This window comes from Streptomyces spiralis (assembly GCF_014654675.1).
Lineage (GTDB): Bacteria > Actinomycetota > Actinomycetes > Streptomycetales > Streptomycetaceae > Streptomyces > Streptomyces spiralis.
In genome coordinates this window covers 143,600-158,043 of record NZ_BNBC01000015.1, presented here as the reverse complement: position 1 = coordinate 158,043, position 14,444 = coordinate 143,600, and the positions used below count along the sequence as shown (strand labels likewise).

The following is a 14,444-nucleotide window of genomic DNA, read 5'->3' as shown; positions in this document are numbered from 1 at the left end:
GAACCGATGCCGCCGCACCGGCCGGAGGCGACCCGAGCCGTTTGAACCGGGTCGCACACGCCCAGCACAAACGTTCCGCTTTTCTCAGGCGAATCGTTCCTGGGCCACCCGTCCGGGTGAAGCCCCCGCCCGCCGGTCCCCCGCCTGTGCGTACGAAAACTAGCGTCCTCACAGGAGGTGACCGAACGATGACAGTCTGTGCCTCTCCGGGGCTCTCGGCCGCACACGAGCAGGAGGGTCCCCCACCGCCTCCGGCGGCCGACGAGGACGGCGGTGCGGCGCGAGCGGGCTGCGCGATCACGGTGGACGGCGCCTACGCCGCCCGGCTCACCCACAGCGGGGAGTCCTGGTACCCGGAGCGCTGGACCCTGGACGGTCCCGAGCCGTACGCGGTGCCGCTGCCCGGCAACCAGCCCGAGGAGCCCGGCACGGAGGTGCAGCCGATGGGCGACGGCCGGGTCCTCATCCGGCGGCTGGTGGACGGCCGGCACACCTTCTCGCTGCTCTACCCGACCGGCCCGGGCACCGGTGAACTGCTGCTGGGTGCGGTCGAGTCCCCGGAGGGCACCGTGCTGCGGCTGCTGCCCCCGGCGCCGGGCGGCGAGCGGGCGTACGCACTCGCCGCCGGATCGCGCTCCTCGGCGGTGTGGCTGGTGGCGGGCGGCAGCTTCGGTCCCGAGCTGCTGGCCGAGGTGCCGGGCCACTGCTCGGGCGGGGTCTGGCTGGACCGCACGGGACGGATGCTGGCGCTGGACCGGCGGGCCGGTGGGCGCACCAAGACGGTCGTGGTGGACCTGGGCGACGGTGGCGCGGTGTCGCCGCTGCTGCAGATCACTCCCGGCAGCGACGACCGGCTGCTGCTCGCCGACCCCGACAGCGGACTGCTGCTGATCGGCTCGGACGCGGCCTCGCCCGGACGGGAACGGCTCGGCTGGGGGGTGCTCGGCAGCACCCTGCCGGTGCGCTTCCCGGAGTGCCTGCTGATGTCGTCGGACTGCGCGATGACGCCGTTCGCGATCCAGCCGGGGCAGGTGCTGACGCCGGAACACTGCGCGGTGGCGCTGCACTGCCAGGGCCCGTTCGGCAGCTGGATCGGCGTGTGGCGGCCCACCGAGCGCGGGGTACGTCATCTGCCCGCGCCCGAAGGGTGGTTGGCGGGCGCCGGGCTGTGGACGGAGGACGGCGTGCTGCGGCTGCCGTACGCCACGGCGGCGGTGCCGTGCGGTGTGGCGCGGTGGACGGCGCCGGCGGCGGTACGGGAGCAGGCGGCGGTACGGGAGCAGGCGGCGGTACGGGAGCAGGCGGCGCCTGAGGCGGCCCGCTTGCCCGGGCCACGGGCGGCCCGGGGCGCGGCGCGACCGGCTCAGGGGTCGGCACAGGTGGCGCAGGAGGCACAGTTGGCGCAGGAGGCGCAGGCTCAGCGGCCACCGCGGACCGCGCAGCCTCAGCGGGCACCGCGGACCGCACCCACTCCGCAGGCGCCGCAGGCTCCGCACAACACCCCGCGGACACCGCCCGCGGCTCCCCCGCGGGTCCCGCTGCCCCTCTCGCTTCCGCTGCCCTCCTCGGCGGACGAGGTGCCGCGGCCGCCTCACGCCCAGGCCCCGGAAGCGGAACCTCCGGCCTCCGCCGCGGCCCGCCCCGTACCGCTGCAACAGGCCGCGCTCACAGGGCGGATGGCGACCGGCTGACAGGTCGTACGGCGACCGGCTGACAGGCCGTATGGCGACCAGGTAACGAAGTCGTGCCGGTTGGCGTGGCCGCCTGGATTTCGCCCGAGGTGTGCCGGTTAGACTCGCCCGGCTGTACGAAAGATGATGTTGACGGGGTGAATTGTTCCGATGAGCGACGCCAGCACGACCCAGCCGCTTTCCACCGAGGCTGCCCGGTCCGAGGGACACGGGAAGCACCGCGGTCAGGTCTCCTCCCACGACGGCGAGACGGCCCCCAGTGGCCGGCACCGCAAGCCGGCGCAGGAGCAGACCGAAGTGGCGGCCTGACGGCACACACGGCGCACAAGGCGCAGCGAACGACGAGCGGCCCCGCCCTTCCCGCGAAGGGCGGGGCCGCTCCGTGTCCACCCGGGTTCAGGAGAGTTCGACGACCGTGTCGGCCAGCACCGGTGCCTCGCCCCGCTCGACGGCGGTCACCGCCACCCGGACCCTGCCGCTCCCCTGCCGCCACATGCGGATGCGCAGGGTCTCGCCCGGGTACACCACCCCGGCGAAACGGGTGGCGTAGGAACGTACGCGGGTGACGTCGCCGTCGAGCAGTGTGTCGACGACCGCCTTGAGCGTCATGCCGTAGGTGCACAGTCCGTGCAGGACGGGCCGGTCGAACCCGGCGGCCCTGGCGAACTCGGGGTCGGCGTGCAGCGGGTTGTCGTCGCCGCTGAGCCGGTAGAGGAGGGCCTGGTCCTCGCGGGTCCGTCGCTCGACGGTGCGGTCCGGCTCGCCGGTGGGCGCCTCGCCAGGGGTCCGGGCGGAGGGCCCGCGGTCGCCGCCCCAGCCGCCCTCTCCCCGTACGAAGATCCGGGCCTCGTCCGTCCACAGCGGGCCGTCGGCGTCGGCGGCCTCGGTCCGCAGCACGAGGAGGGCCGCCGTGCCCTTGTCGTACACCCCGGTGATGCGGGCGGTGGCGGTCGCGGTGCCCTGCGCGGGGACGGTCCGGTGGACCACGAGGCTCTGGCCGCCGTGCAGGACGTGGGCGAGGTCGACGTCGACCCCGGGCGCGGACAGGGCGCGGATCACGCCGGGCAGGCCCGCGCCGGCGACGGTGGCGAAGCTCGGCAGGACGTGCAGCCGGGACTCCAGGGTGTAGCGCAGCTCGCCGGGGTCGATGGCGGGGACGCCCGCGCCGATGCCGAGGTGGTAGAGCTGGACGTCCTTGGCGGTCCAGGAGATCTCGTCGGTCCGGGGGGCGGCGGAGAGCGCCTTGGCGGCGTCGATGGGCATGGGGCTCCTGGCGAGGCGTCGGGGCGGTCGGCCGTGTTCTGCAGTGGTCGGCCGTGACATTTGTCCTACCCGAGTCCGTACAACCGCATCTGCCGGGGGCGCCCCCGGACCCGTAGCGTCGTGCGAGGAGTTTCCGGGGGAAATCCGGAGGAGGATCCGGGGGGAAGCCGGAGGACGATCGGGGGACGAGAGACATGAGTTGGTCGAGCAGGGTGTCCTGCCACATCGCGTCGGTACGGGACGGCGTCCGGGAGGCGCGGGAGACGCAACGGCACTGGCAGGAGAACAAGGAGCGGATCAAGGCGGACTGGAGGACCTGGCGGCGGGCCGGGAAGGTGCCGGACACCCCCGGCCCGCCGCCCACCGGCTTCTCGCTGCTGCCCTGGCTGCTGATGGGGCTGGGCTCACTGTCGAACGTCCTCCAGGGCAAGGCCCCGAATCCCTGGATCGGCGGGATCGGCCTGCTGGCCTTCAACTCCCTGTACGTCTACATCGTCTTCCGCGCCTTCGACAGGGAGCGGCGCGAGGCGGTCTCCACGCGGGTCGCACTGCTGCTGATGGCCCTGGTGACCACCGGGCTCGCGCTCGGCTACGGCGGCAGCTGGCTGCTGTTCTTCCCGCTGCTGGGCCTGGCCACGGGCGCGATCCTGCGCGGCCCCTGGCTGGGGAGGACGGGTGTGCTGCTGTCGGTGTTCGCCGGGTCGGTCTCGGCCGTCCACGACGGCTGGGACGGGATCAACATCGCCTACGCCACGTTCCTGTCCACGATGGTGACGGCGGCGATCCTGGGTCTGAGCGAGGCCGTGCGGGAGCTGCGCGCGGCGCGTGAGGAGCTGGCCCGCCGGGCGGTGGAGGAGGAGCGGCTGCGCTTCTCGCGTGACCTGCACGACCTGCTCGGCCACACCCTGTCGGTGATCGTGGTGAAGTCGGAGGCGGCCCGCCGTCTGGCGCCCCGCGACATGGGTGCGGCACTGACGCAGATCACCGACATCGAGTCGGTGGGCCGTCAGGCGCTGACCGAGATCCGTGAGGCGGTCACCGGCTATCGCGAGGGCAGCCTCAGCACGGAACTGGACCGGGCCCGCTCGGCGCTGACGGCCGCCGGCATCGAGCCCGTCGTACGCCGCTCGGGTCCGCCGCTGACCCCGCAGACCGAGGCGCTGCTGGGCTGGGTGGTGCGGGAGGCGGTCACCAACGCCGTACGGCACAGTGGCGCGAGCCGCTGCGAGATCACCGTCGCCGGCACGGACGAGCGTGTCCTGCTCACGGTCGCCGACAACGGCGACGGCACGTCCGCCCAGCCGGCCGTGGAGGGCATCGGCGGCACCGGTCTGAAGGGCCTGACCGAGCGCCTGGCGACGGCGGGCGGCTCCTTGTGGGCCGGTCCGTCGCCGCGCGGCTTCACCGTCACCGCGGAGCTCCCCAGGGACGCGGAGGAACTCTCGGCGGCGGCCTTTTCGCCCACCGGCTCACCCACAGGCTCACCCAAGGGCTCGGCCACGGACTCGGCCACGGCTGTGGCGCCGGGAGCGGGTTGACCGTCCTCCCTACTCTTGAGCCGTGAACGAGATGCCCCGGGACCACCGGCCCGCCAAGTCCGTCCGCGTACTGCTCGCCGAGGACCAGGGAATGATGCGGGGCGCGCTCGCCCTGCTGCTCGGCATGGAGGAGGACATGGAGGTCGTCGCCCAGGTCTCGGCGGGCGACGCGATCGTGGACGCGGCCCTGGTCCACCGGCCCGACGTGGCCCTGCTGGACATCGAACTGCCCGGGATGAGCGGCCTGGACGCGGCCGCCGAGCTGCGCGAGCAGGCGCCCGACTGCCGGGTGCTCATCCTGACGACCTTCGGCCGGCCCGGCTACCTGCGCCGGGCCATGGAGGCGGGCGCCGCGGGCTTCCTGGTCAAGGACGGGCCGGTGGAGGAACTGGCCGCCGCGATCCGCCGGGTGCTCACCGGCGAGACGGTGGTCGACCCGGCCCTCGCGGCGGCCGCCCTGAGCGCCGGCCCGAACCCGCTCACCGCCCGCGAGTGCGACGTCCTCAAGGCGTCCGCGGACGGGGCGACGGTCGCCGACGTCGCGAGCAGGCTCCACCTGTCGGAGTCCACCGTCCGCAACTACCTCTCCTCCGCGATCGGCAAGACCGGCACCCGCAACCGCACGGAAGCCGTACGGGAGGCCCGCCAACAGGGCTGGCTGTAGCGCGGCCGGGCCGGCAGGACGCCCCGCACTCGCCCCACCTGCCGGTGCCTCCCACCCTCCGAAACCCGCCTCGCCCACTCCCACCCGGCGGGCCCGGACCGCCGCCCCCAGCCCCGTGCGCCCGCCGCTGCCCGGGCCCGGCCCGCCTGTCCCGACCCACTCCCTGGGCCGGCCCACCCGTCCCGACCCACCCGACAGCCCGACCCGCGCACCGGCCCGGCCCGCCCATCGGGCCCGACCCCACCCGGCGGGGGCAACCCATCGGCGGCCCGGCTCGCCCCGGGCGGGCCGCGGCCCGAGCCTGGCCCCTTCTGCCTCTACCCGGCCTTCCGGAGCCCGTCCTCCTGCCGGGCCGGCCGGGGCAGCCACGCCAGCATCAGCAGGGCGGCCACGAGCAGCACGGCTGTCGCCGTGCGGAAGACCAGGGCGTAGCCCGCCGTGAGGGCCTCCGGGGTGGTGCGGTCGGCCGTGCGGGCCGCCGCGATGGTGGACATGACCGCGAGGCCCAGCGAACCGCCCATCGTGCGCGAGGTGTTGATCAGCCCGGAAACCACGCCGGCGTCCCCGGGGGCCGCGCCGGAGGTGGCCAGCGCGGCGAGCGGGGTCGCCGCCAGGCCCGCGCCCAGCATCATCAGCACGCCCGGGATCATGATCGCCGTCAGGTACGCCCCGTCGGCCCGCATCGTCGACTGCCAGGCGAACCCGGCCGCCGCGACCAGCGTCCCCAGCACGGCGACGTTGCGCGCCCCCGTCGTCCGCATCAGGCGCGGGGCCAGCTTGGAGCCGAGGACGACGGCCAGCGAGCTGGGGACCAGGGCGAGTCCGGCGTCCAGCGGCGAGTAGCCGAGCACGTTCTGCGCGTACAGCGTCATGAAGAACCACATGCAGAACATCGCCGATCCGGAGACCAGCATGGCCGCGTTCGCCGACGCCACCGAGCGCAGCCGCAGCAGCCCCAGCGGCATCAGCGGGGCGGCCGTGCGCGCCTCGACGCAGAGGAACAGCGCGACGAGCGCCGCCCCGGCCAGCAGCGGCACCAGCGTGGCCGCCGCCGTCCAGCCCTCGGCCTCGGTCTGCGAGATGCCGTACGCCAGCGTCGCCAGCCCCGCCGTCACCAGCAGCGCGCCCGGCAGGTCCAGCCGCCGCGAGCCCCCGGCCCGGCTCTCCACCAGCCAGCGCACGGACGCGGCCAGCACCACCGCGCCGACCGGCACGTTGATCAGCAGCACCCACCGCCACGACAGGGCCTGCACCAGCACCCCGCCGACCAGGCCGCCCGCCGCGCCGCCGCCCGCGCCGACCGCCGTCCACGTGGCTATGGCCCGCGCCCGCGCCGCGCCCTCGGGCACCGCCGACGTCAGAAGCGTCAGCGTGGACGGCGCCAGCACGGCCGCGCCCAGTCCCTGGACGGCCCTCGCGAGCAGGAGTTGCCAGCCCTCCTGGGCCAGCCCGCCGCCCAGCGAGGCCAGCGTGAACAGACCGAGCCCGACCAGGAACATGCTCTTGCGCCCGTAGAGGTCGCCGGCCCGGCCGCCCAGCAGCATGAACCCGGCGAAGGCGATGGCGTAGGCGTTCACCACCCACTGCAACCCGGCCTCGCTCAGCCCGAGGTCGGCCCGCATCGACGGCAGGGCGACGTTCACGACGGACACGTCCAGCACGACGAGGAACTGGCCGGCGCAGGCGAGGGCCACCACGAGCCAGGTGGGCGGTGGCGCCGTGCGCCGGCGGACGGTCGGGGTGAGGTCGGTGGCTTCGAGCATGGGTGTCATGGTCTCAAGCCGCCCGTGCCCCTTGCATCGGGATTTCGCACCGGCCCGCCTGGTCCGGAAGTCCTAGGCCGCCCCCTCCGTTTGCTGAAATCCAGTCAGATTCTTACGGAACGGTCAAGGATTCGTTAGTACGCCAAAGCATCGGAATAGTTGCCTCGGCCTACGGGGTTAACCCGGCACTTGATCCGCACGGATGACCACCCACTCGAACTCCACGGCCCGGAGGCCTTCCTCAATGACGCTCACGACGACCAGTAGGCCCACCCGGAGCGCGAGCGGGGCCGTCGTCCCCGTGCTCGCCTTCGCGGGCATCGTTGTGGCGGTGATGCAGACCCTGCTCGTCCCGGTCATCAAGGACCTGCCGCAGCTGCTGAACACCTCGCCCAGCAACGCCACCTGGGTGCTGACCTCCACCCTCCTCTCAGGCGCCGTGGCCACTCCGATCATGGGCCGCCTCGGCGACCTGTACGGCAAGCGCCGGATGCTGATCACCAGCCTCGCGGTGATGGTGGTCGGCGCGCTGATCAGCGCGTTCACCAGTGCATTGCTCCCCATGATCGTGGGCCGCACCCTCCAGGGCTTCGCCATGGGCGCGATCCCCCTGGGCATCGGTCTGATGCGCGACATGCTCCCGCGCGAGAAGCTCGGCTCGGCCATGGCCCTGATGAGCTCCTCGATCGGCGTCGGCGGCGGACTGGCGCTGCCCGCCGCCGCCCTGGTCGCCCAGCACACCGATTGGCACGCCCTCTTCTACGGCGCCGCCGGCCTCGGCGTGCTCTCCATCGGCCTCACCCTCCTCACCGTCCCCGAGTCCCCGATGCGCGCCGAGGGCTCCTTCGACCTGCTGGGCGCGCTCGGCCTGTCCGCGGGCCTGGTCCTGTTCCTGCTGCCCATCACCAAGGGCAGCGACTGGGGCTGGTCGTCGGCCACCACGCTCGGCCTGTTCGCCGCCGCCGTCGTCGTCCTGCTGCTGTGGGGCCTGCTGGAGCTGCGCGTCGCGGCGCCGCTGGTCGATCTGCGCACCACCGCCCGCCGCGAGGTGCTGCTGACCAACCTCGCCTCGATCATGGTCGGCGTCGCCTTCTACGTCGTCTCCCTCGTCCTGCCGCAGCTGCTCCAGCTGCCCACGGCCACCGGCTACGGCCTCGGCCAGTCCATGGTGGTCGCGGGCCTGTGCGTGGCCCCGCTGGGCCTGACGATGATGTTCACCGCGCCGGTCTACGCCCGTCTGTCCGCCCGCTACGGCCCGAAGGTCACCCTGATCCTCGGCCTGCTGATCATCGCGATCGGCTACGGCGGCGGCCTCGGCCTGATGAGCGCGGCCTGGCAGACCGTCGTCACCTCCGTCATGCTGGGCGCCGGCATCGGCCTGGCCTACTCCTCGCTGCCGGCGCTGATCGTCGGCGCGGTCCCGGCCTCCGAGACGGGCGCGGCCAACGGCCTCAACACCCTGATGCGGTCCATCGGCACCTCGGTGTCCAGCGCCGTGGTCGGCATGGTGCTGGCGAACACCGCCGACCACGTGGGCGGCGTCGCCGTCCCGACTATGCACGGCTTCCGCGTCTCCTTCCTGATCGCCACCGCCGCCGTCGCCCTCGGCCTGCTGCTCGCCCTGTTCCTGCCCCGGCCGAACCGCCAGGCCGCCTCGCAACTGCGCGCCAGCAGCGAGGAGGAGGCCAACCTGGCCCGCGCGGCGGAGGTGCTGCGGGGCTTCCGCGGCCGGGTCCTGGACGCCGACGGCGCCCCGGTCGCCCGCGCCAAGGTCACCCTGATCGACCGCCGGGGCCGCCAGGCGGGCGCCACCCTCTCCGCCGAGGACGGCAGCTACGTGCTCGCGGTCCCGGCCGAGGGCCCGTACGTCCTGGCCGCCCGCGCCGCCGGCCACGGCCCGCACGCCTCCTCGGCGACCCACGCGGGCGACGACCGCCCGGTCGACCTGGACCTGTCCCTGCCGGGCGAGGCGGTCACCGCGTGAGCCGGCACTCCCGCGTGAGCCGGGGTTCCGCGTGACCCAGCGCTTCCACGTTGCCCAGGGCTCCCGCCGCTGAGACGCACGCCACTGAGAGACAAACCCCACCGCACCCCCGGTCGAACCGCCGACCGGGGGTGCGGCACGATGGGCGCCCTGAGCGGACGTACGACCGGAAGGACCCCACCCCCATGCCCGCGGCAGCACCGAAGCCCGACATCCTGGCCGCGTTCGAGGCCGCGAAGGGCTTCATGCCCACCGGCGAGGGGCTGGCGCTGTACGCGGCGGCGGTGGAGGCCGGGCGGCTCGGACTGCCGCTGCTGGAGGTCGGCACGTACTGCGGGCGGTCCACGATCCTGCTCGCCGACGCGGCCCGGCAGGCCGGGGTCACCGCGCTCACCGTCGACCACCACCGCGGCAGCGAGGAGCAGCAGCCCGGCTGGGAGTACCACGACCCGGAGACGGTCGACCCCGAGATCGGCCTGATGGACACGCTGCCCGCCTTCCGGCGCACGCTGCACCGGGCGGGCCTGGAGGAGCACGTGGTGGCGCTCGTGGGCCGCTCGCCCCAGATCGCCGCTCTGTGGAACACCCCCCTCGGGCTGGTCTTCGTCGACGGCGGCCACACCGACGAGCACGCCGGCGCGGACTACGAGGGCTGGGCGCCGCACGTGGCCGTGGGCGGGCTGCTGGTCATCCACGACGTGTTCCCGGACCCGGCGGACGAGTTCACCGGGCAGGCCCCGTACCGCGTGTACCTGCGGGCCCTGGAGTCCGGCGAGTTCACCGAGGTCTCGGTGACCGACTCGCTGCGCGTCCTGCGGCGAACCGAAGCGGCCACCCCCGCCCGCGGTTAGAGTCGCTGTCGTGTCGTACGTAGGCCCCGAGTTCGATCCCCCGCAGCCCGAGCGCCGTGAGAGCACCGGCCGCTTCCGTCGTGGGCCCATGGTGGCCCTGGTCGCGCTGGTGTCCGGCGCGTTGCTGGGGTGGGTGGCGTACGAGGCGGTGGGGTCCTCCGGCGGTCCGGGGAGCACGGGCGGGTCGGCGGGCGGCCCGGGTTCGAGCACGGCGGCCGAGCGGTCGGCGACCAGCGGGACCTCCTCACCGGCCTCCTCCTCGTCCTCGTCCGGGAAGTCGCCGTCCTCGGCATCCCCCAGCGACGACGGCAAGCGGGCGGACACGCCCGCCGCCTCCGGCCCGCTCAAGGGCAAGGTCATCGTCATCGACCCGGGCCACAACCCGGGCAACTTCCAGCACGCGTCCGAGATCAACCGCAAGGTGAACATCGGCACCAACTGGAAGGAGTGCGACACCACGGGCACGGCCACCAACGCCGGTTACACCGAGGCCCGGTTCACGCTGGACGTGGCGCACCGACTGCGCACGCTGCTGCAACAGCAGGGCGCCACGGTGAAACTGACGCACGACGACGGCTCACCGTCCTGGGGTCCGTGCGTCGACGAGCGCGCCCGGATCGGCAACACCGCGCACGCGGACGCGGCGATCTCCATCCACGCCGACGGCTCGGCGCCGGGCAACCGCGGATTCCACGTCATCCTGCCCGCGTCCGTCCGATCCGGCGCCGCCGACACCCGGCCGATCGCCGCCGCCTCGCACGAACTCGGCGCGAGCATCGCGGGCAACTTCGTGCGCGTGACGGGCGAGGCACCCTCCAACTACATCGGTGACGGCACCGGTCTCGTCACGCGTAAGGACCTGGGCGGTCTCAATCTGTCAACGGTTCCCAAGGTGTTCATCGAGTGCGGCAACATGCGCGATAGCAAGGACGCGGCACTGCTGACCAGCGGAGCCTGGCGGCAGAAGGCGGCGGAAGGGATCTCTGAGGGAATCGTGAGTTTCCTGCGCGGGTAGTGATCGGCGCGACGATCCCGGCGGACAGCCCGGTCGGACGGACGGTAGTGTCACCGTACGATGAGGGGCCACCCCCGCGCTTCACACCAGGGCCATGCGGCGACATGGTGACAGCGACGCCTCTACCGACGATGAGACGACGACCTACGAAGGACCTGAAGTGAATATCCGCTCCCTCACTCGAGGCGACGGCGTGGTGATCGGAGCAGCGGTGTTGCTGTTCATCGCGTCGTTCCTCAAGCTCTACTCCGTCTCCGGGTTCAGCTTGGACACCAACGCGTGGGACAACCTCGGCGACGGCCTCGGCCTGTACATGGGCGGAGTCATCGGGGCCGCCCTGATCGTCGTCAACCGCTGCCTGCCGCAGCCGCGCAAGGTCGTCGGCCTCGACCTCGGGACGGTCGGCGCGGCGTTCACGGTGCTTGTCGCGTGGAGCCTGTTCTGGTCGCTGGTGGACGTCCCGGACGGCGCCAGCGCCTCCTCCGGCCTGATCCTCGGCTTCATCGCCGCCCTGGTGCTGGCGGGCGCCGCCGTCGCCACGCCGCTGGTGCCCGCTCTCCAGGCCGCCCTCGTCCCGGCGCCCAAGCCGGTCGCGCCGCAGCCCTACGGTGCGCAGCCTGCGGGTGGCTACGGCTATCCGGGCGCCCAGCAGCAGCCGTACGGCGCGCAGCCGCAGCCGGGTCAGTCCTTCGGCGGCGGTCAGCCGCAGCCGGGTCAGCAGGCGCCGGCGGCGGCCGGCACGGCAGGGGCGACCTTCTCGCCGTTCTGGTTCGCGGTGCCCGCGCCGCGTCCGCTGTTCGGGGAGGACGGTTCCCCGTCGCCGATCGCCGAACTCGCGCCGGGCGTGTGGTACTTGGCCGTCGAGCAGCGCGGCCAGGGCTTCCTGACGGAGATGCAGGACGGCCGCCGCGGTGTCCTCCAGGACGCCTCGAACATCCAGCGCGGCTGAATCACATCCTCAACGGCCGCACGGCCCCTCGCTCTTCAGGGCGGGGGGCCGTTGCCGTCGGCGGCCCATGGAGCCGGGCAGTCGGAGCCGGCTGTCAGGAGCCGCTCCTGAGCTGCGAGGGGGACGGCACCTGGTTGTTGACCGGGGCGCCCGCGCTCTTGCCCGCGTCCTTCACCTTGTTGATGGTGTCGTTGAAGCTCTTGGCCGCCGAACCGTCGCCCTTGCGGAGCTTGTTGGGCAGGTCCTTGAGGCCGGCGATGGCCGCGTTCAGCGGGGCGAGCGCCTTGGAGAGGATCGGGTCGCCCTGGGCGTTGTGCACGGCCGCCTTCAGCCGGTTGTACGTGAACGCGCCGGCGAGCCCGGCCTTGAGGAGGGTCGTCTTGCGGTGCTTGGCGCCCTTCTTGAACTTGCCCTCCTTGTACGGTTTCCAGATCCACTGGTAGGTGGCGCCGGCGGCGAGGGCCGCGTTCGCCACGAAGCGGGTCTTGGCGAACTTCTGCTTCTCCGCGGACGTGGTCGGGCTGGGCGTGGGATCGGCGGCCGCGACGGCCGGCGTGGTGTGCTGCCCGATGCTCTGGGGCGCGGCCCAGGCTGTGGAGCCGGCGAGCAGGGCGCAGCAGACAGTGAGCGCCACAGCGAGGCGCCGTATCGGTACGGGCACGGTGTCCTCCGAAATGGGAATTGCTTCAGGTGCCCGAGGGACTCGAGGTACTCAGGCACTCCAGAGGTCCGTGTGATCCGGGCGCCTCACCTGAAACAAGGCACCTGGCGTGCCGTCGGTGTCACTCCCCGTACGCATTACAGGTTTCAAGCAGCTTTCCGCGGCCAGACGGAAGGTATGTCCTCTCGATATCGCACGACTTCCAACTCCGCCGGTACGGTCATCGCGGTGGTCGCGGACATCGTGGCCGTCATCCTCGGACTGTGGATCCTGATGTACCTGCTGGAGGCGAACCGGGCCAATGACCTGGTGCAGTTCGTCCACGACGCGGCCAACTGGCTTGCGAGCTGGTCGCGGGACCTGTTCACCTTCGACGAGGCCTGGGCCAGGGTCGTGGCCGGTTACGGCCTGGCCGCCGTCGTCTACCTCTTCGTCGGCCACGCCGTCGCCCACCGCATGCACCGGCACTGACCGTCCGCGGCCCGTGCGCCGACGGCGCGCGGGCCGGTCACGCCGGCCGGTCGCACCGGCCTGCCGCCGTCTTCAGTCGCAGCAGTCCGGGTCCAGGCCCTTGGGCAGGCGGTCGGGCGAGAAGACCGTGCAGGTGGGTTCGTGGCCACCGAGGGCGGCGACGGCGAGGAGCAGGGATCCGGCGGTCCACGTGGTGAGTTCACGGGGCCATATGGCGTCGTCCTCGAAGACGTAGCCCGTCCAGTACAGGCCCGTCTCACCGTCGCGCAGGTGCTGGATGGACTGGAGCACGTCGAGCGCGCGGTCGGACTCGCCCACCGACCACAGGGTCAGGGCCAGTTCGGCCGACTCCCCGCCCGTCACCCACGGGTTGGGGACCACGCAGCGCACGCCGAGTCCGGGCACGACGAAACGGTCCCAGTCGGTCTCGATGCGCTCCTTGGCCTCCACGCCGGTCAGCGCGCCGCCCAGCACCGGGTAGTACCAGTCCATCGAGTAGCGGTCCTTGTCCAGGAACCGCTCCGGGTGCCTGCGGATCGCGTGCCGGAGCGCGCCGACCGCCAGCTCCCAGTCGGGCTGGGGCTCTTCACGCTGTTCGGCGATCGCCAGGGCGCAGCACAACGCGTGGTGAATGGACGAGGAGCCGGTCAGCAGCGCGTCCGCCGTCGTAGTCCCGTCGTCCTCGCGCTTCCAGCCGATCTGGCCGCCGGGCTGCTGCAGCCGCAGCACGAACTCGATCGCCGCGTACACCACGGGCCACATGCGGTCCAGGAACGTGTCGTCGCCGGTGGAGAGGTAGTGGTGCCAGACCCCTACGGCTATGTAGGCGACGAAGTTGGTCTCCCGGCCCGGGTCGGTGACGTCGTCGTGGGCGCCGTCGGCGTAGGCCGCGTACCAGGAGCCGTCCGCCAGCTGATGGCGGGCCAGCCACAGGTACGCCCGCTCGGCGGCCTCGTGCTCGCCCGCCGCGTCCAGCGCCATCGCCGCCTCGACGTGGTCCCACGGGTCGAGGTGGTGGCCGCGGAACCACGGGATCGCCCCGTCCTCGCGCTGTACGGCGAGGATGCCCCGCACGGTCGCGGCGGCCTGCCCGGCGGTGAGGACCCCGGGCAGGACGAGGTGTTCCGTCCGGGGAGTGGTCACGCGGCGGCCACCCGCGGCAGGTGCGGCTTGGTCGCGTAGGCCACGAAGCTCTTGCCGATCAGCGGGTTGAGGGCCTGCTCGGCCACCCGCGTGGCCAGCGGCTTCTTCATGATGTCCCAGACCAGCAGCTTGTGGTACGCCCGCACCGGCAGCGCCTTGTCGTTGTCGACGCCGAAGGCGCACTTGAGCCACCAGTACGGCGAGTGCAACGCGTGCGCGTGATGGGTGCCGTAGGGCTTGAGGCCGGCCTCGCGGATCTTGGTGAGCAGCTCGTCGGCCTTGTAGATGCGGATGTGGCCGCCCTCGACCTCGTGGTAGGCGTCGGACAGGGTCCAGCAGACCTTCTCGGGGCCGTAGCGCGGCACGGTGATCGCGATACGGCCGCCCGGCTTGAGCACCCGGACCATCTCGGCGAGCACGCCCTTGTCGTCGGGGATGTGCTCCATCACCT

At 73.0% G+C, this 14,444-nt stretch carries 14 protein-coding genes; 9 read left to right on the top strand and 5 right to left on the bottom strand.

The genetic code is table 11. The features are described from left to right. The first annotated feature begins 188 nt into the window (after nucleotides 1-188). The gene (locus IE318_RS17850; RefSeq protein ID WP_189901482.1) at nucleotides 189-1,691 is read left to right on the top strand and encodes a hypothetical protein; all 1,503 of its coding nucleotides are present in this window, start codon (nucleotides 189-191) and stop codon (nucleotides 1,689-1,691) included. 150 nt (nucleotides 1,692-1,841) lie between these two features. Continuing rightward, the gene (locus tag IE318_RS17845) at nucleotides 1,842-2,000 is read left to right on the top strand and encodes a hypothetical protein (RefSeq protein WP_189901480.1); all 159 of its coding nucleotides are present in this window, start codon (nucleotides 1,842-1,844) and stop codon (nucleotides 1,998-2,000) included. An 87-nt stretch (nucleotides 2,001-2,087) separates the two neighbouring features. On the opposite strand, the gene IE318_RS17840 is transcribed toward IE318_RS17845, so the two are convergent. Next, nucleotides 2,088-2,954 (bottom strand): MaoC/PaaZ C-terminal domain-containing protein, encoded by an 867-nt coding sequence (locus IE318_RS17840; protein ID WP_189901477.1) that lies wholly within the window; start codon nucleotides 2,952-2,954, stop codon nucleotides 2,088-2,090. A 194-nt stretch (nucleotides 2,955-3,148) separates the two neighbouring features. Here IE318_RS17840 and IE318_RS17835 point away from each other — a divergent pair, with 194 nt between their 5' ends. Together IE318_RS17835 and IE318_RS17830 are read left to right on the top strand one after the other, a co-directional pair. Further along, nucleotides 3,149-4,492, top strand: coding sequence for a sensor histidine kinase (locus tag IE318_RS17835; protein ID WP_189901475.1), 1,344 nt, complete (start codon nucleotides 3,149-3,151; stop codon nucleotides 4,490-4,492). 31 nt (nucleotides 4,493-4,523) lie between these two features. Further along, the gene (locus tag IE318_RS17830; RefSeq protein WP_030169571.1) at nucleotides 4,524-5,156 is read left to right on the top strand and encodes a response regulator transcription factor; all 633 of its coding nucleotides are present in this window, start codon (nucleotides 4,524-4,526) and stop codon (nucleotides 5,154-5,156) included. 317 nt (nucleotides 5,157-5,473) lie between these two features. Here the strand turns inward: IE318_RS17830 and IE318_RS17825 are convergent, their stop codons facing one another. After that, nucleotides 5,474-6,928 (bottom strand): MFS transporter, encoded by a 1,455-nt coding sequence (locus IE318_RS17825; protein ID WP_189901474.1) that lies wholly within the window; start codon nucleotides 6,926-6,928, stop codon nucleotides 5,474-5,476. Between the two features lie 235 nt (nucleotides 6,929-7,163). On the opposite strand from IE318_RS17825, the gene IE318_RS17820 reads away from it, so the two are divergent. From IE318_RS17820 to IE318_RS17805, 4 genes are all read left to right on the top strand, one after another. Then, entirely contained in the window at nucleotides 7,164-8,903 is a 1,740-nt protein-coding gene (locus tag IE318_RS17820; RefSeq protein ID WP_189901472.1) for an MFS transporter, read from the top strand. 185 nt (nucleotides 8,904-9,088) lie between these two features. After that, entirely contained in the window at nucleotides 9,089-9,754 is a 666-nt protein-coding gene (locus IE318_RS17815; protein WP_030169583.1) for a class I SAM-dependent methyltransferase, read from the top strand. Between the two features lie 10 nt (nucleotides 9,755-9,764). Further along, nucleotides 9,765-10,769, top strand: a complete 1,005-nt coding sequence (locus tag IE318_RS17810) for an N-acetylmuramoyl-L-alanine amidase (protein WP_189901469.1) — start codon at nucleotides 9,765-9,767, stop codon at nucleotides 10,767-10,769. A gap of 193 nt (nucleotides 10,770-10,962) precedes the next feature. Further along, on the top strand, nucleotides 10,963-11,718 hold the full coding sequence (locus IE318_RS17805; RefSeq protein WP_189901467.1) for a DUF5336 domain-containing protein: 756 nt from the start codon (nucleotides 10,963-10,965) through the stop codon (nucleotides 11,716-11,718). A 94-nt stretch (nucleotides 11,719-11,812) separates the two neighbouring features. Here the strand turns inward: IE318_RS17805 and IE318_RS17800 are convergent, their stop codons facing one another. Continuing rightward, nucleotides 11,813-12,379 carry a hypothetical protein gene (locus IE318_RS17800; protein WP_030169592.1) on the bottom strand — a complete coding sequence of 189 codons (567 nt, stop codon included), beginning with the start codon at nucleotides 12,377-12,379 and terminating at the stop codon, nucleotides 11,813-11,815. A 177-nt stretch (nucleotides 12,380-12,556) separates the two neighbouring features. On the opposite strand from IE318_RS17800, the gene IE318_RS17795 reads away from it, so the two are divergent. Continuing rightward, nucleotides 12,557-12,850: a hypothetical protein gene (locus IE318_RS17795; protein WP_030169593.1), complete on the top strand. Its 294-nt coding sequence runs from the start codon at nucleotides 12,557-12,559 to the stop codon at nucleotides 12,848-12,850. A gap of 72 nt (nucleotides 12,851-12,922) precedes the next feature. Here IE318_RS17795 and IE318_RS17790 read toward each other — a convergent pair whose 3' ends face one another. Together IE318_RS17790 and IE318_RS44950 are read right to left on the bottom strand one after the other, a co-directional pair. Next, complete coding sequence (locus tag IE318_RS17790) at nucleotides 12,923-13,993, bottom strand: prenyltransferase/squalene oxidase repeat-containing protein (protein ID WP_189901465.1); 1,071 nt, start codon at nucleotides 13,991-13,993, stop codon at nucleotides 12,923-12,925. Next, nucleotides 13,990-14,444: class I SAM-dependent methyltransferase (locus IE318_RS44950; protein WP_229903570.1), on the bottom strand; the 455-nt coding region annotated here is incomplete at its 5' end. The genes IE318_RS44950 and IE318_RS17790, both read right to left, overlap by 4 nt.